The organism is Saccharophagus degradans 2-40 (assembly GCF_000013665.1).
Lineage (GTDB): Bacteria > Pseudomonadota > Gammaproteobacteria > Pseudomonadales > Cellvibrionaceae > Saccharophagus > Saccharophagus degradans.
On record NC_007912.1, the window covers coordinates 1,074,767 to 1,090,651 of the forward strand.

Genomic DNA, 15,885 nt, shown 5'->3' on the forward strand with positions numbered 1-15,885 from the left:
TTTCGGGCGTTTAGGCCAGCAAGCCACCCTTCATCACAAAACCAATTAAATTAATACCAGCTATTTACAAACCCACCAACGCATACTGTAAGCTTCACCCTGTTAGCTGTTAGCTGTTAGCTGTTAGCTGTTAGCTGTTAGCTGTTAGCTGTTAGCTGTTAGCTGTTAGCTGTTAGCTGTTAGCTGTTAGCTGTTAGCTGTTAGCTGTTAGCTGTTAGCTGTTAGCTATAACTACACCTACTGACCTTGGAGTTACTTTGCCCCGTAAAACCTCGCCCCGTAAGGCCCAACCTCGTAAAACCCACCGCCGTCCGCTTTGGCGTCGCTTATTGCGCATTGTCTTTTTGCTTGGTGTGGGTTTCTCTATACCTTTTAGTATTTACTTGGTTTATCTCGATCGCATTGTGGTGCAACAATTTGAGGGCAAGCGCTTTGCTTTGCCTGCCAAGGTGTATGCTCGGCCGTTAGAGTTGTATGTGGGGCAAAAAATAAATGCCGATGTGCTGCAGGCAGAATTAAAAGAGTTAGGCTACAAACCGGTAGAAAATGTAGTTTTAGCGGGGCAGTTTAGCCGCACGCGCGATCAGTTTGATATATACATACGCCCTTTTACCTTTTGGGATGGCGAGCAGCAAGCAAGTCATATACAGCTCACCCTTAATAATGGGCAAGTGCGCAGTTTAAAAAATAAAAGCGAGCTAGCACCGCTTAACCTTGTGCGTTTAGACCCAATAACCATCGGCGGTATTTACCCCAATCACGGTGAAGATAGAGAACTTGTACGCCTGCACCAAGTGCCACAAGTGCTTATTGATGCGCTAATAGCCGTGGAAGACAGACGCTATTATCAGCATCACGGGGTGGACCCCAAAGCCATATTGCGCGCTGCAACCACGTTAATTACCAGTGAGCGCGTGCAGGGCGGCAGCACCATTACCCAGCAGCTAATCAAAAACTTTTTCTTAACACGCGAGCGCACCATAGAGCGCAAAGTAAAAGAAATGCTTATGGCAATCTTGCTAGAGCTGCATTTTAGTAAAGACGATATTTTAGAAACCTATCTCAACGAAGTGTACTTTGGGCAAGATCGCAACCGCGCTATTCACGGCTTTGGTTTGGCGAGCCAGTTTTATTTCTCGCGCCCTATTGAACATTTAGAACCTCATCAAGCAGCGCTGTTGGTGGGAATGCTAAAAGGGCCAGCCTATTACAACCCGCGCCAGCACCCTAAGCGCGCAACTGAGCGCCGCAACTTGGTGTTAAATGCGCTGGCCGATCAAAATTACATTAGCGATAGCACCTACAGGCAACAAGTTTTGCAGCCCTTAGTCATAAGTGAATTGCCGGGCTTGGGGCAATCGCGTCACCCCGCATTTATGCAATTGGTGGTGCGTCAGTTAAAACGCGATTACCGCGAAACCGATTTGCAATCTGAAGGCTTGCGCATTTTCACTACGCTCGACCCTTACGAGCAAAAAGTCGCCGAGCAACAATTAACGAAGAATTTGCAGCAGCTAGAAAAAGCGCGCAGCTTGCCGCATAGCCATTTGCAGGGCGCGGTGATAATAGCCAACGTGCACGACGGCGAAGTAAAAGCCGTTGTGGGCGGTCGCGATAGTCATTACCAAGGTTTTAATCGCGCGTTAGATGCGTCCCGTCAAATTGGCTCGCTTATAAAGCCCGCCATTTATTTAACCGCACTGGCAGATATTGAACACTACAACTTGGCAACGCCATTAGATGACAGCCCCTTCGAGTGGAGTGAGCCGGGCATAGAACCTTGGCGCCCGCAAAACTACGATCACGAGTTTCACGGTACGGTGCCGCTCTGGTTGGCACTGGCTAAATCGTACAATGTGTCGGCGGCGCGTTTGGGTACGCAAATAGGTGTAGATAACGTTATGCGCACCGTGGCCAACCTTGGGGTAGAAAAGTCACTGCCTACCTATGCTTCTAGTTTGCTGGGTACCGTGCACCTTACGCCTTACGAAATAACACAGATGTACCACACCATAGCGAGTGGGGGCTTTAAAACTCCGTTTCGCGCAATTCGCGAGGTAACCACAGTAAATGGTGCGCCGCTTAATCGTTACAACCTTAGCGTAGAGCAAGTGGTAACCCCCACCGCCAACCACTTAATTGTGGCAGGTTTACAGCAGGTGGTTGCGCGCGGTACCGGCACCGGCGTGCTGAATTATATTGCTGATGATATACACGCAGCCGGCAAAACCGGTACAACGGATGACTTGCGCGATAGTTGGTTTGCGGGTTTTACCGGTAATCGCGTAGCGGTGGTGTGGGTTGGTAACGATAAAAACGAGCCGATAAAACTTACCGGTGCCAGCGGCGCACTAAGAATTTGGGGCGACATTATGAAAAATTTGTCGCTCGAACCCCTTAACGCTGCGGCACCAGAAAATGTAGACTACGTGCCCATCAGTCATCGCGACGGGTTTGTTGCGCGCGATAACTGCAATAATACTTTTACTTTGCCTTTTCACACTAAATCGCTGCCCGATGCCGACTACTGCGGTGCTAAAACTGGGCGCAAGGTAAAGTCTTGGTTTAACAAATTATTTGGAAAAGATTAATGCGAAAAGCATGGTGCATATTAACCTTAACGGCAATGTTAGGCGCATCGGGGTGCGCTAACTACAACACCATTAATGCCGGTGTGCATGAGCCTGAATCTAATAACCAAGCGGTTATGGATTTACTCGCTCAGGCAAAACAAAATAATGAATATGGCGAATATGCGCTGGCAGAATCTGCCCTAGAGCGCGCTTTGCGCATCGAGCCGCGCAACCCGTATTTGTGGTTTGAATTAGCCGTAGTGCACAAATGGCAAGGGCAATCATCCCAAGCCAAAAGCTTCGCCCAACGCGCGCGCTCCTACGCCAGCACCGATAAAATGCGCGCGCAAATAGATAGGTTTATTGATGGCTTGGTGCTTTAAGTTTTAAGCAGTGTGGGAGCATATAAAAAGGGGCGCAGATTATATGGGCCCCTTTTTTAGTTTACAGCTTGCAGTCTACAGTTCGCAGGTATCTCTTAAATACGTGCAAACACATTTTTTGCGGCTTGCAGGGTGAAGTCTATATCTGCGTCTGTGTGTGCGGCAGATAGGAAGCCTGCTTCGTAAGAGGCGGGTGCAATATAAACGCCTTCTTCTAGTAAGCCGTGGAAAAACTTATTAAAGCGTGGAATATCGCAAGCCATTACCTGTTGGTAGTTGGTTACTTTTTCTTCCTCTGTAAAAAATAAACCCCACATGGTGCCAACGTAATTGCCGGTAAGTGGAATGCCTGCTTCTTTCGCCAAGGTTTGAATACCTTCGCATAGGGTTTTGGTTTTTGCGAAAAGTGGGGCGTAGAAATCTGGGTTTTCTAATTTCTGTACGGTGGCTAGGCCTGCCGCCATGGCAACAGGGTTGCCCGAAAGGGTGCCTGCTTGGTACACGGGGCCTGTTGGTGCTATGTAGTCCATCACCTCTTTGCTGCCGCCAAACGCCCCTACAGGCATACCGCCGCCCATTACTTTACCTAGGGTGGTAATGTCTGGTTGCACGCCGTAGTAACCCTGTGCGCCGGTAATACCTAAGCGAAAGCCGGTCATTACTTCATCTAAAATTAATAGGCTGCCTGCCTTGGTGCACTCTTCGCGCAGCGTTTCTAAAAAGCCAGCAATAGGTGGAATGCAGTTCATGTTACCGGCAACGGGCTCCACAATTACACAGGCAATTTGGTCACCTATTTCAGCAAACGCTTGTTTCACTTGTTCAATGTTGTTGTAGGTAAGCGTCACTGTGTGTTCGGCTAAGCAGGCAGGTACACCTGGCGAGCTAGGTACGCCAAAAGTGAGCGCGCCGCTGCCCGCTTTAATAAGAAGCGAATCTGAATGGCCGTGATAGCAGCCCTCAAATTTAATGATTTTATCGCGGCCCGTATAACCGCGGGCCAAGCGAATGGCGCTCATGGTGGCTTCGGTGCCAGAGCTAACAAAGCGCACCTTGTCCATGCCCGGCATAATGTTGCAGATTTTCTTGGCTAATTCGGTTTCTATTTCGGTAGGGGCGCCAAAGCTTAAGCCGTATTGTAGTTTTTCTGTTACGGCGGCCAGTACGTCGTCATCCGCGTGACCTAAAATCATTGGCCCCCAAGACAACACATAGTCCACATAGCGCTTATCGTTTATATCGTAAAGGTAGGCGCCTTTTGCGCGCTTAATAAACACTGGCTCGCCGCCCACGGCTTTAAATGCGCGTACCGGTGAATTTACTCCGCCTGGAATATATTGCTGGGCGTTCTCAAATGCTTGTGACATAGCACTACCTTATTGTGTAAATGGAATAATTGGGTGGGCGGAGAGCGGTGTCTAGCTGGTTACAAGCGCGTCTTCCGCATTAGGCGTTAAGCCTAATAAACATTTTGCGCGGTATTCTACATTATCGTCGGCGAAAAGACTGTGGCATACGGCGAGGGTGGTTGCACCTGCGTGCAAAAGTTGCGCACCATTACTGGGGGTTATGCCGCCTATGGCCACTATTGGGCAAGTGAATTTCTGCTGTGCGTGTGCCAGTAAGCTAAGTTGTGCAGGAGCGGCGTTGGGTTTGGTGTTAGATGCAAAAAAACGACCGAAAGCTACGTAACTTGAGCCTTGTGCGAGTGCGCGCTCGGCGAGTTCGAGCGAAGCGTGACAGGTTGAGCCAATAATGGCCTGCGGCCCCAGTAATTCGCGGGCGCTGACAATACAGCCGTCGGTTTGCCCTAGGTGCACGCCATCTGCGCCCACTTGTTTTGCCAGTGCTGTGTCGTCGTTAATAATTAATTTTGCATTATAGGTTTGGCACAGGGCTTTAAGCGCTTGGGCTTGTTCGCTGCGTTTTGACGTATTGCTGCTTTTGTCGCGGTACTGCAGCCATGTAACGCCACTTCGCAGCGCCAACTCTACGCGGTGGCATAGGCTGGCGGTGGTGGGCATAAGGGTGGCGTCGGTAATTGCGTAAACGGTGTGTTTGTTGTGGGGCATTAGTGTTTTGCGTTCTCTGCGGGCCATTCTTCTGGGCTATCTATATTGGGGTCGGCCCAATATAAGCGGTGCGGAGTGCGTTTGCCAAACCCTAATTGGCGCGAAGTGCGCATCGCTTGCCAAGTAAAGTTTTGCGCTTGTTCTATCGCCTGAGTAAGGCTGCTGCCGTGAGCGAGGTAAGCCGCCACTGCAGATGCCAATGTGCTGCTGGCGCCGTGGCAGGAGGGCGGCTCTTGCTCCCAGCGGTAATGCCGAACTAAACCGCGCTCGTTGTACAAACTGTTTTGAAATTGCTGGTGCTCTTTACCTGTGCCGCTAATAAAAACTTCACCGGCTGCATCGGCAGCGATAAAAGCGTGAGCGGCGGCATCCACCGTGTCGGCCTGCGGTACAAGGGTGCGTACTTCATGGAGTGTAAGGTTAACGATATCGGCGAACGGGGCAATTAAGGTGCTAAAGGCTTCGTCTAAGCCAGCTTGCTCGGGCGCGTCGGGTTGCCATAGGCAAAGAGCAGGGTGAGCAATAACGGGAATATCGGGGTAGTCGCGAATAATGGTGTGAATGGCTTCGGCGTTTGCTACCGAGCCTAAGTAGCCTATTTTAATGGCTTTCACATCCATGTTTTCCAATATGGAGCGCGCCTGTTCAATAAGCAGTGGCGCTTCAACGGGGAGCACATCGAGCTCATCGGAAAACCCAGATGTACACATAGATGTTGCCACGGGGGCGCAGTGGCAGCCTAAGCTAATGGCGGTTTCTATATCGGCTTGAATGCCCCCGCAACCGGATGGGTCTAGGGTAGAAAACGTAAGTATTACGGGCGGATTGGCGCTAGTTGAATACTGCATCATTATCGTTATTCCCTTATACATGCTTAAGTACAGAGTCTAGCACAGGGTGAGTTTTGCCTGCAGCTAACACGTCGCACTTGTGTATAGTTAAACTCTATTGCCTGCTTTAATAATATTGTTTTTATTGTTTGGTAGCTTTTACCTACACTGTCTGCGTTGGTTAAGAAAATTTACTACGCTTAACGAGATGTAATTCAGTGCACGCAAGTCACTCACTATAAAAAGAGGTTAATTATGAGCAAGTGTCCGTACCAAACAACCTCTGCTGGCAGCCCAGTAGCAGATAACCAAAATAGTCAAACCGCTGGCCCACGTGGCCCAGTATTAATGCAAGACTATCAATTACTAGAAAAGCTCGCCCATCAAAATCGTGAGCGCATTCCCGAGCGCGTGGTGCACGCAAAAGGCTGGGGTGCCTTTGGTACTTTCACCGTAACCAAAGATATTAGCAAATATACTCGCGCCAAAATTTTTGACACCGTAGGCAAGCAAACACCTTTATTGACGCGTTTTTCTACCGTTGCCGGTGAATTGGGCGCTGCGGACGCCGAGCGCGATGTGCGCGGTTTTGCGGTAAAGTTTTACACCGAAGAAGGCAACTGGGATTTAGTAGGCAATAACACGCCAGTGTTTTTTATTCGCGACCCGTTAAAGTTCCCCGACTTTATTCACACGCAAAAGCGTCACCCAAAAACGAATTTACGTTCGCCAACGGCGATGTGGGATTTCTGGTCACAGTCGCCTGAATCATTACATCAAATAACCATTTTGATGAGCGACCGCGGCTTGCCAACCGATGTGCGTCACATTAATGGTTATGGTTCACACACGTTTTCTTTCTGGAATAATGACGGCGAGCGTTTTTGGGTGAAATTTCACTTTAAAACCCAGCAGGGCCATAGGCATTGGACAAACGAAGAAGCAGAAAAGGTGGTGGGTAAAACGCGCGAATCTACGCAAGAAGATTTGTTCAGTGCGATAGAAAACGGCAATTACCCCAAGTGGACGGTAAATGTGCAAATTATGCCTGAAGCGGATGCAGAGAAAACATCCTACAACCCGTTCGACCTTACCAAAGTATGGCCGCACAGCGAGTACCCGTTAATCGAAGTAGGTGAAATGGAGTTAAATCGCAATGCCGAAAACTATTTTGCCGAAATAGAGCAAGCTGCGTTTTCGCCATCGAATGTGGTACCGGGCATTGGCTTTTCGCCCGACAAAGTATTACAGGCGCGTATTTTTAGTTATGCCGATGCGCACCGTTATAGAATAGGCACTCACTACGAAGCGCTACCGGTTAACGCCCCTAAATGCCCAGTGCACCATTACCATAAAGATGGCTCGATGAATTTCTTTGGTAATAAAAGTGGCAGCACCGATGCATACTACGAACCCAATTCATTTGGTGGCGCAGTACAAAACCCAGATGTGGCCGAGCCACCACTAAAAATAAGTGGCGATGCCGACAGGTATAACCACCGTGAAGGTAACGACGATTTTAGTCAGCCAGCGGCATTGTTTAATTTGTTTGACGATGGGCAGAAGCAGCGTTTATTTAATAATATTGCCGGTGCTATGCAAGGTGTGCCACAAAATATTATCGATAAGCAATTAGCCCTATTCGATAAAGTAGACCCAGCCTATGGCGCAGGTATTCGAGCAGCGTTAAAGGCCTAGTGGCAATTTAATGATTAGCTAAAAACTGGCTAACTTTCTAAGTAAACAAAAGGGTGCAATTTGCACCCTCAGTTTATTGATAAACCCCACTTTAAATTTTGCGGAGAGTTTAATCCTTCGAAATCCGTAAATTCTTAGGGTGAAAGCTCAAAAAACGTATGAATATGTCCCTATAACTTGCTCAATTCGTCTCGGCAACTGCTCCTGCGTTGCTCTAACATCGCCATCCATGGCGAAGCATGAATTGAGCATTTTTGATCTTTCACCCTAAAAATTTACTTGCTGTGTTGCTTGGGTCAGGTTTGTCATCACTCTGAGGGTGAAATTTGCACCCTTTTTTATGCCTTTATACCGGCTGCTTAACCACCGCGAGTATTACTACAGCAATAAGTAGCAGTACCGGGAATTCATTGAACCATCTAAAAAAAACATGCCCGGGTACGGCTTTGTCATCTCTAAATGCGCGCATGTATTTTGCGCACATGTGGTGGTAGCCAATCAGTAAAACCACCAGCGCCATTTTTATCCAAAACCAGGTGCTGCCGCTGTAGTAATCCCACGCGTAGCTTGCTGTCCAGCCGCCAAAAATAATGGTGGCAATCATCGAGGGCGTGGCAATACCGCGGTATAGCTTGCGTTCCATTGTTTTAAATCGTTCTTTGCTAATGGTGTCTTCACTCATGGCGTGATACACAAAAAGCCGTGGCAGATAAAATAAGGCTGCAAACCAGCAAATAACAGAAACAATATGTAAGGCTTTAACCCACAGCATTAGGCTTTCCTAAATTCTTTTGGTTGGTAGAAGTTTTCTATATCTATTAGCCGCACCAAGCCAAACACATCGCTAATAAGTGGTGAGCGATGGCGGGCAATATAAAGCATATCGGTATCTTTTGCGCGCATGGCCTTTAGTGCTTCGTAGAGCGTCGCAGTTTCGTGAATAGGATGCAACCTGTGACGGCGACCGGGAATATCCATTAGGTCTATATCTTTTTCAAGACTAAGCACCTCTACGGGCGCCTCCTCGAGGTATTTTGCTAAGTCTGCCGCTTGCAGCGCAAATTTTTTATCTTCGTTTTCAATAATTATCCAGCGCGGTTTGTCTTGCAGTAACAGCTTGGCTTGTTCGTAATCGTGTATTTGGGCGCAGGGTTTTACTTTTTTATCCAAAATACTGCCTACACCTGCACGGCGCAAAGCGGAATTTGCGGGGCCTTCTTCTGGCAACCGATTCGTTAACCGCAGTTGCTCGGTAAAAATGCTGTCTAGCGAAAATAGCTGGCGAGTACTTAAGCAGCTAACCACAATGACAAGCATGGCAGGGAAGATCATATTCGGGTTGTAGCTCAGCTCTAAAACGGCCACTAAAGCTGCGAGCGGTGCATTTAAGGTGGCTGCCATCATGCCTGCCATGCCCAGCACAACGTAAAAGCCAGGGCTTGCGCCTAGGTTGGGGAATACCGCATCAAAAAAAGTGCCCAGCACCCCGCCCAAGCAAGCCCCTACAACTAACAACGGGCCTATTACACCGCCGGGCATTCCTAGGCCGATTACAACGGGGGTAAGAAATAACTTGGCTACGCCAATTATTAACAGGCTAAATAAAAGTACTTCACCAACAATAATGGCATTAACGGTATCGTAGCCCAGCCCCATAACTTCGGGCACGCCGCTGGCAATGGTGGCGGTAAGCAAGCCGGCTACAATCACGCGCAGTGCAACAGGGTATTTACTTAGGCGCATAGCGCCAAGGTTTAGCTTTATGTAGGCCGCTGCGCAAACAGATATAGCCAAGCCCATTACAATCATATAAGGCAACTCGAGTAGGCTGCCCATATCTACTGGGCCAATTTTGAAATTACTGGCTTCGCCAAATACCAGTTGGCTTACCATGGTGCCCATAACCGAAGCCAAAATTACCGGCACAAAGCCCACAACGGTGTATTCCAGTACCACGACCTCCATTGCGAAAATTACCCCCGCCATGGGGGTGTCGAAAGAGGCGGATATACCGGCGGCAACGCCGCAGGCAATGAGGGTAAGCAGGCTGTTGTTGGGCAGGTTTAGCCACTTGCCCAGCTTGCTGGCTACGCCGGCACCCAAGTGAACGGCGGGCCCTTCGCGGCCCACCGATTGCCCGCTTAACATACACAAGGCCGCGCCAAAAAATTGTACCATCCAGTTAGATGTGGGCAGTTGCCCTTGGTAGTTGTGCAGTCGGTCTATTACATGGCTAACACCGGTTTGGCTGCGCTTTTTACCGGCAAAGTGCAGCAAAATGGCGATAGGGATGGTGCCCCCCATAATGAGCAGCCAAATCATGTCGGTGGGCATGGCTTCGAAATTATCTGGGCGGGTGTCTAAAAAATAGCTAAGTGGTAGGTCTATAAGCAGGCGAAAAATAACAATAATTACGCCAGTAAATAAGCCAATAATTAAGCCCAGCAGGGTGAGTTGTGGCAGGGCATCTATATACGCAAGCGAGTGGCGAAAATTGGCAAGTAAGCGCTGCGTTCGTGTTTCTGGCATGAGGAGTCCTGTCGTCCTTAGTTTTTAATTAACCCAGTGCAATATAACTAAGGCAAAATGGCATCTTGTTAGCATAGCGGTTTGGCGCGGGTGTCGTTAATAGGAAATAGAATTTGGCGGCCTGCTAAACTAATCAACGCCAGCATGATTACTTCGGCGTTGAGTTTGCTATTATACGCGACCACCGTCAGGATCTAGCAAATATCGTGCAAGTCCATAATGTATGCGGTGACCATATTTGAAAGCTGCAGTGCACAAACACTGGGTTAAACAGGAGAAGGCAAGTGATTAAAGTAGGTATTGTTGGGGGCACCGGCTATACAGGTGTAGAGTTATTACGCATATTGGCAAGCCACCCACAGGCAGAAGTGACTGTGATCACCTCTCGTGCAGAGGCTGGGCGTCAAGTGTCTGAGCTTTTCCCAAACCTGCGCGGCCACTACGACTTAGCCTTTAGCGAGCCCTCCAAAGAAGTGCTGCTTGAGTGCGATGTGATCTTTTTTGCCACGCCCCATGGTGTAGCTCAGGCAATGATGGCTGAACTCATTGAGGGCGGTGCACGTGTTATCGATTTATCTGCCGATTTCCGTATCCGCGATATAGCCACGTGGGAGAAGTGGTACGGCCAAAAACACGGCTGCCCAGATTTGGTTGCGTCTGCCGTGTATGGCTTGCCAGAGGTAAACCGCGAAAAAATAAAATCGGCTCAGCTCATTGCGTGCCCAGGTTGTTACCCCACGTCTATTCAGTTGGGCTTTTTACCGCTGTTAGAAAAAGGCTTAATCGATGTGTCTTCGCTTATTGCTAACTCTGCATCAGGCACCACCGGTGCTGGAAAGCAGGCAAGCGTACCTAATTTGTTTTCGGAAGCGAGTGACAGCTTTAAAGCATACGGCGCAGCCGGCCACAGGCACTTGCCCGAAATAGAACAAGGCTTGGTGGATATAGGTGGCGAACACGCAAACGGCCTATCGCTTACGTTTGTGCCGCATTTGTTGCCCACTATTCGAGGTATTCACTCTACTCTTTACGCCAAATTAAAGGGCGATGCTGGAGACCTACAAGCCTTGTATGAGCAGCGTTATGCGAATGAGCCGTTTGTAGATGTGCTGCCTAAGGGCGATTTCCCGCAAACGCGAACGGTGAAAAGTACCAATATGTGCAGAATATCCGTGATAGAGCCGCAGGAAAGGGGTACCGTGGTCATTATGTCTGTTATCGACAACCTCACCAAAGGTGCTTCCGGCCAAGGCGTGCAAAACATGAATATAATGTTTGGCCTAGACGAAAACATGGGTATGTCTAGCCCAGCTATATTGCCTTAGGTTTTATCGATTGTACTAATGTGTGACCCATGCGCTTAAGGCGCATGGTGCGAAGAATAAAAAAGGAATCAAGCAAAGCATGACAGTTGTTAAAGGTAGCAAACAGCAAAATTTGCGCGTGGTGCCCCATCGGCCATGGCTGCGGGTGCTATACGTTTTTATAACTGTATTAATTACCGCGTCTGCAGCTGTTGGGGCCTATTATTTTGGCTTCAAACAGGGCATGGCTGAGCAAGAAGCGGCGTTAGCTCAAATTTCTTCGCTTAGTTCCGAGCTAGATAGCAAAAGTGCAGCCCTTAGAGCGGTCGAGCAAGAGTTGGCCAATATCCGCCTTGGGGCAGAGGTAGACCGACAGTCTAGTGAGGATGTTCGCCAAGAGGTCATTGCGCTTAAAGAGCAACTCGCCGCGCTTGAGGCCGACAATAGCTTCTACCGTAATTTAATGGCGCCAACAGAAAATAAGCGTGGCCTCACCTTTGGGGCAATTGAGCTTAGCGATACCGATGCTGGGCGCACGTATCACTACAAGTTTGTAATGCAGCAGCTAGCCACTAATCACGAGCTACTTAACGGTTCGCTAGAGGTGGTGGTTGTAGGTAAGCAAAATGATTTAGAAGCGCGTTATTATTTGAGTGATTTGTCCTCTTCTGTAAGCGATAAAACCGTTAAGCTGCGCTTCAAATATTTTCAAACAATAGAGGGCGATTTGGTTCTGCCCGTAGGGTTCGATCCAGAGCGCATAGAGCTTACAGCCCGATCCACGGGTAAAAATGCAGTAACCATAGAAAAACGATTTGGCTGGTTAGTAGAGGAGACTTAAAACCATGTTAGGTGGAAAAAATAAAGACAATCAATTTGCCACTGGTGGCACCACACTGCTGGCTAAATCGGTAGAGATTACTGGCGATATTAAATTCGGTGGTACGCTCGAAGTGGAGGGTAGCGTAAAAGGCAATGTATTTGCCGCTGCCGATTCCGATGCGCAAGTTAATGTGCGTGATAAAGGCTTAGTAGAAGGTGAAATTCGTGCCCCTAAAATTATGATTAACGGCCACGTTACTGGCGATGTATACTCCGACAAGCATTTGGAGCTAGCAGCCAAAGCCGTGGTAAACGGCAATGTGCACTATAAAGTGATCGAAATGGTTAAAGGCGCACAGGTAAACGGTAGTTTAGTGCATATCCCTGAGGGGGAAGTGGCCGTTCCAGCCCCAAAAGCCGCGCCAAAAGTTGCACCAACGCCAATAAAGGCGGAATCTGCGACTAATACTTGATTGTTTTAGTCGGTTAATTGGATAATTGCGCCCTATTGTCCAAAATTAGAGGTAGTTTATGAGTGCGCCACAAACATTTGTACCCGAACCCGTACAAGTGACGGAAAATGCGCTCGCCAAAGTTAAGGCGCTTATCGAGGAAGAAGGCAACCCAGACCTGAAGTTACGTGTATTTGTTACCGGCGGCGGCTGTTCTGGGTTTCAATACGGCTTCGCCTTCGATGAAGCTTGCGCAGAAGACGATGCCAAAATAGAGCGCGATGGGGTGACTGTAGTGGTAGATGCTATGAGCTACCCCTATTTAGTTGGCGCTCAAGTTGATTACGAAGAGGGCCTTAAGGGGTCTAAATTTGTAGTAGCCAACCCCAACGCCTCCACAACCTGTGGATGCGGTTCGTCATTTTCCATCTAAACATGTTGTATTGTAGTGGCGAGCGCAGGCACTTAACGCGTTCGCCGTTATATCTTTCCTCGTTTTTTCTTTTTGCCCTATTTTTCTCTATTAATACCTTTGCTCAGCCCGCGCTAGATTCGGGCGATGAATTAACGCAGCAAGGGCAGCCAATTACACCTTGGGTATATAGCGCAGATGAAAACCCGCAAATGTCGCCAAGCTACCCGCACGGCTTTTTAGCGCTATTAAATCAGCAGTCGCCCGACGATGTTGAGCAAGCATTGTTGCGCGCCGAGCAGTTATTTTTGCAAAACAATGCCTCCGCCAATATTCCCCCCATTGCTCTTGTTATACACGGCCCCGAAGTGGCTATTTTCTTTCGTGAAAATTATGCCCAATACAAAACCATTGTCGATTTAGCTGCGCGCTTGTCTGCATTACACGTAGTAGACCTAACCGTATGCGAAACCCGCATGGGCGTATTGGGCCGCAATAAATCTGAACTACTTCCCTTCGTAAATACCGTACCTTTCGGCCCAGCAGAAGAGCAGCGCTTGCTTGAAGAAAAGCGTTATAGGCATTTTTAATTAGGTTTTAATGAATTACACATTGCAGTGTTAGCAAGCTGTTGTGTAACGATTGATTATTCACTTTGTGTTGATGGTGTTACCCCAATAATGCGCAGGCGTAATTGCGACTAATTGTTGGGGGTGTATGTGTTCTGTTGGCGAAGTGTTGTTTTAAAAAATAATATATTGAATCGTTTGCTTGTGTGTTTTTTTGGCTGCGTTGTTTTTATAACTGTGCAAGCTAATCCCGCTTCTCCAAATATTAAAAATATCCCTCAGGTTTACCTCGAAGAACATAAAGGTTGGCAAGACCTTTACTATCGTACTTTTGAAATTGCATTTGAAAAAATACAGCGCGGAACGCCGCAAAATGGTTTTGTGGATTTTTATATGGACGAAGCCTTTAACCCTAATATTTTTCAGTGGGATACAAGCTTTATTATGATGTTTGCTCGTTATGGTAATAAAGAATTGCCGGGCATTGTATCGCTGGAAAATTTTTACCGTTATCAACATGCCGATGGTTGGATTGGTCGCGAGCTGCGGGAAAAAGATGGCTCGTCCTACTGGCCTAAGACAGGAAGTTTGGAGGCGAATTGTTCTATTAATCCGCCATTATTTTCTTGGGCCGAATGGCAAAGTTACGAAGTAAAAGGGGATGCAAGTAGGTTTGCCAAAAAAATAAATGGCAAATCTATTTTTAATATTCTGGTTGATTATTACGATTGGATAAAAGCTAATCGACGCTGGGATAACGGACTGTATTGGGCGACCAGCTATGCCAACGGTATGGATAGAAGCCCGCGCTTAGGTACTAAACATGTGTGCGAACACGCGGATGGAAGTTGGATAGATATAACCGCGCAGCAAGCGTTAAACGCCTACTACCTAGCTAAAATGGCGGAGGTGATTGGAGAGCAAAAAGCGCAGCAGCGTTTTGAGCAAGAGCATGCCGAGCTTGCGCAATTAATTAACGCTATTTTGTGGGATGAGCAAGACGGTATTTATTATGATTTGGATAAAAAAGGTAACTTTTATAAGGTTAAAACGCCAGCTTCCTTTTGGCCGTTTATAGCGCGGGTAACCTCTGATAAACAAGAATTGCGCATGTTAAACGAGCATATTCTTAACCCTCAACGCTTTTGGACCGAGCACCATTTGCCCACCGTTGCTAAAGATGAACAAACCTACATGAAAGATGGCGGTTATTGGGACGGAGCCGTTTGGGCGCCCACAACGTATCAAACCATTAAGGGGTTAGAGGTGAAGGGGTATCGCGAGGCTGCGCGTCGCATTGCGATTAACCATATCGAGCATATTTATTGGGTATATCGCAAAACAAATACTCTGTTTGAAAATTACAGGCCAGAGGAAGTTGCCGAAGGTGTGCACGCACGGGCCGACTTTGTGGGGTGGACTGGTGTTGGCCCAATTGCAGCGCTTATCGAAAACGTTATGGGTATTCAAGTTAACGGTGCCAATGATAGTGTGCATTGGGATTTAGCCTTGGCAGAAAAACACGGCATTAAAAATTTACATTTTGGCGATAATCGCATTGATCTAGAAGTGGATGACCGTCTAACGCCAGATTCGGGCGCACGTGTTCGAGTTAAAACAAATAGCCCGTTTACCTTGTTGGTGAGCATTGCTGGGGTTGAATATACGCAGGCCGTTGCAAAGGGTGAGCATGAATTTACGTTTGCCAATTTTGAGCAGGGCTTGTCGTCGCTAACTTTAATGCACGAAGGGTTATTGGGCGTGGATGTTGCCGGTGGCGATGCCGTGGCGCGATACCAAATGTTTACTGTTCCCCAGTCGCAAGCGCTTGCGGGTGTGGATGTAAAAATACAGCTGCATGGTAATGGCGAGGCTTCTCCTTTGCTTGCTAAGTTGTATCGAGTGGAAAACGGCGTGCCTGTTGGAGAAGCTCTTGCGCAGGCTCTTGTGCCCGCCGAGACCGTCGATAGCTTCTACTCTGTGGTGCACGTTCCTTTGCAGTATGAGCGCTTGAGTGCGCAGCAGCCCTATGCGATTGCGTTGTCGCAACAAGATGATAGCGGCAAGGGGTATTATCAGTGGTTGGCAGGCGGCAATGTTTATGCGGCTTTTGTGTCTGGGCGTAAACAAGCTGGGCAGTGGTTGGTGGATAAAAACGCTAAAAATGCTTGGCTCAAGCTTTATCTTCGTCCCTAGTTATTTGCGAATTAGCCTGTTTGCTTTGTTTTTGAGAGGTTGGTC

The 15,885-nt window shown here is 48.1% G+C and carries 14 protein-coding genes; 9 read left to right on the forward strand and 5 right to left on the reverse strand.

Translation table 11 applies throughout. The features are described 5' to 3' along the window. The first annotated feature begins 257 nt into the window (after positions 1 to 257). Positions 258 to 2,591 (forward strand): penicillin-binding protein 1B, encoded by a 2,334-nt coding sequence (gene mrcB, locus SDE_RS04360; protein ID WP_011467308.1) that lies wholly within the window; start codon positions 258 to 260, stop codon positions 2,589 to 2,591. Beyond that, positions 2,591 to 2,956: a tetratricopeptide repeat protein gene (locus tag SDE_RS21155; RefSeq protein WP_011467309.1), complete on the forward strand. Its 366-nt coding sequence runs from the start codon at positions 2,591 to 2,593 to the stop codon at positions 2,954 to 2,956. Before mrcB ends, SDE_RS21155 begins: the two co-directional genes overlap by 1 nt. Positions 2,957 to 3,051: 95 nt before the next feature. On the opposite strand, the gene hemL is transcribed toward SDE_RS21155, so the two are convergent. From hemL to SDE_RS04380, 3 genes are read right to left on the reverse strand one after another with little or no spacing between them, the layout of a single operon-like run. Next, complete coding sequence (hemL, locus tag SDE_RS04370) at positions 3,052 to 4,323, reverse strand: glutamate-1-semialdehyde 2,1-aminomutase (RefSeq protein ID WP_011467310.1); 1,272 nt, start codon at positions 4,321 to 4,323, stop codon at positions 3,052 to 3,054. A gap of 51 nt (positions 4,324 to 4,374) precedes the next feature. Further along, entirely contained in the window at positions 4,375 to 5,028 is a 654-nt protein-coding gene (gene thiE / locus SDE_RS04375) for a thiamine phosphate synthase (protein ID WP_011467311.1), read from the reverse strand. Next, the gene (locus SDE_RS04380) at positions 5,028 to 5,879 is read right to left on the reverse strand and encodes a hydroxymethylpyrimidine/phosphomethylpyrimidine kinase (protein ID WP_011467312.1); all 852 of its coding nucleotides are present in this window, start codon (positions 5,877 to 5,879) and stop codon (positions 5,028 to 5,030) included. The genes thiE and SDE_RS04380 overlap by 1 nt, the downstream gene beginning before the upstream one ends. Positions 5,880 to 6,113: 234 nt before the next feature. On the opposite strand from SDE_RS04380, the gene SDE_RS04385 reads away from it, so the two are divergent. After that, positions 6,114 to 7,556 carry a catalase gene (locus SDE_RS04385; protein ID WP_011467313.1) on the forward strand — a complete coding sequence of 481 codons (1,443 nt, stop codon included), beginning with the start codon at positions 6,114 to 6,116 and terminating at the stop codon, positions 7,554 to 7,556. A 346-nt stretch (positions 7,557 to 7,902) separates the two neighbouring features. Here the strand turns inward: SDE_RS04385 and hemJ are convergent, their stop codons facing one another. After that, positions 7,903 to 8,328: a protoporphyrinogen oxidase HemJ gene (gene hemJ, locus SDE_RS04390; RefSeq protein WP_011467314.1), complete on the reverse strand. Its 426-nt coding sequence runs from the start codon at positions 8,326 to 8,328 to the stop codon at positions 7,903 to 7,905. Then, the gene (locus SDE_RS04395) at positions 8,328 to 10,085 is read right to left on the reverse strand and encodes a chloride channel protein (protein ID WP_011467315.1); all 1,758 of its coding nucleotides are present in this window, start codon (positions 10,083 to 10,085) and stop codon (positions 8,328 to 8,330) included. Before SDE_RS04395 ends, hemJ begins: the two co-directional genes overlap by 1 nt. Positions 10,086 to 10,369: 284 nt before the next feature. Here SDE_RS04395 and argC point away from each other — a divergent pair, with 284 nt between their 5' ends. From argC to SDE_RS04425, 6 genes are all read left to right on the forward strand, one after another. Further along, complete coding sequence (gene argC / locus SDE_RS04400; protein ID WP_011467316.1) at positions 10,370 to 11,410, forward strand: N-acetyl-gamma-glutamyl-phosphate reductase; 1,041 nt, start codon at positions 10,370 to 10,372, stop codon at positions 11,408 to 11,410. A gap of 79 nt (positions 11,411 to 11,489) precedes the next feature. Next, on the forward strand, positions 11,490 to 12,230 hold the full coding sequence (locus SDE_RS04405) for a DUF6776 family protein (RefSeq protein ID WP_011467317.1): 741 nt from the start codon (positions 11,490 to 11,492) through the stop codon (positions 12,228 to 12,230). A gap of 4 nt (positions 12,231 to 12,234) precedes the next feature. Further along, positions 12,235 to 12,684, forward strand: a complete 450-nt coding sequence (locus SDE_RS04410) for a bactofilin family protein (RefSeq protein WP_011467318.1) — start codon at positions 12,235 to 12,237, stop codon at positions 12,682 to 12,684. Between the two features lie 58 nt (positions 12,685 to 12,742). Continuing rightward, complete coding sequence (erpA, locus tag SDE_RS04415; RefSeq protein ID WP_011467319.1) at positions 12,743 to 13,096, forward strand: iron-sulfur cluster insertion protein ErpA; 354 nt, start codon at positions 12,743 to 12,745, stop codon at positions 13,094 to 13,096. 2 nt (positions 13,097 to 13,098) lie between these two features. Beyond that, complete coding sequence (locus SDE_RS04420; protein WP_011467320.1) at positions 13,099 to 13,665, forward strand: hypothetical protein; 567 nt, start codon at positions 13,099 to 13,101, stop codon at positions 13,663 to 13,665. 216 nt (positions 13,666 to 13,881) lie between these two features. Continuing rightward, entirely contained in the window at positions 13,882 to 15,840 is a 1,959-nt protein-coding gene (locus SDE_RS04425) for an MGH1-like glycoside hydrolase domain-containing protein (protein WP_143710846.1), read from the forward strand. Positions 15,841 to 15,885 lie beyond the last annotated feature (45 nt).

Coding starts and splice junctions, on each gene's coding strand:
- SDE_RS21155 (WP_011467309.1), top strand. CDS start 2,591: ATGCGAAAAGCATGGTGCATATTAACCTTAACGGCAATGTTAGGCGCA.
- hemL (WP_011467310.1), bottom strand. CDS start 4,323: ATGTCACAAGCATTTGAGAACGCCCAGCAATATATTCCAGGCGGAGTA.
- thiE (WP_011467311.1), bottom strand. CDS start 5,028: ATGCCCCACAACAAACACACCGTTTACGCAATTACCGACGCCACCCTT.
- SDE_RS04380 (WP_011467312.1), bottom strand. CDS start 5,879: ATGATGCAGTATTCAACTAGCGCCAATCCGCCCGTAATACTTACGTTT.
- SDE_RS04385 (WP_011467313.1), top strand. CDS start 6,114: ATGAGCAAGTGTCCGTACCAAACAACCTCTGCTGGCAGCCCAGTAGCA.
- hemJ (WP_011467314.1), bottom strand. CDS start 8,328: ATGCTGTGGGTTAAAGCCTTACATATTGTTTCTGTTATTTGCTGGTTT.
- SDE_RS04395 (WP_011467315.1), bottom strand. CDS start 10,085: ATGCCAGAAACACGAACGCAGCGCTTACTTGCCAATTTTCGCCACTCG.
- SDE_RS04405 (WP_011467317.1), top strand. CDS start 11,490: ATGACAGTTGTTAAAGGTAGCAAACAGCAAAATTTGCGCGTGGTGCCC.
- SDE_RS04410 (WP_011467318.1), top strand. CDS start 12,235: ATGTTAGGTGGAAAAAATAAAGACAATCAATTTGCCACTGGTGGCACC.
- erpA (WP_011467319.1), top strand. CDS start 12,743: ATGAGTGCGCCACAAACATTTGTACCCGAACCCGTACAAGTGACGGAA.
- SDE_RS04420 (WP_011467320.1), top strand. CDS start 13,099: ATGTTGTATTGTAGTGGCGAGCGCAGGCACTTAACGCGTTCGCCGTTA.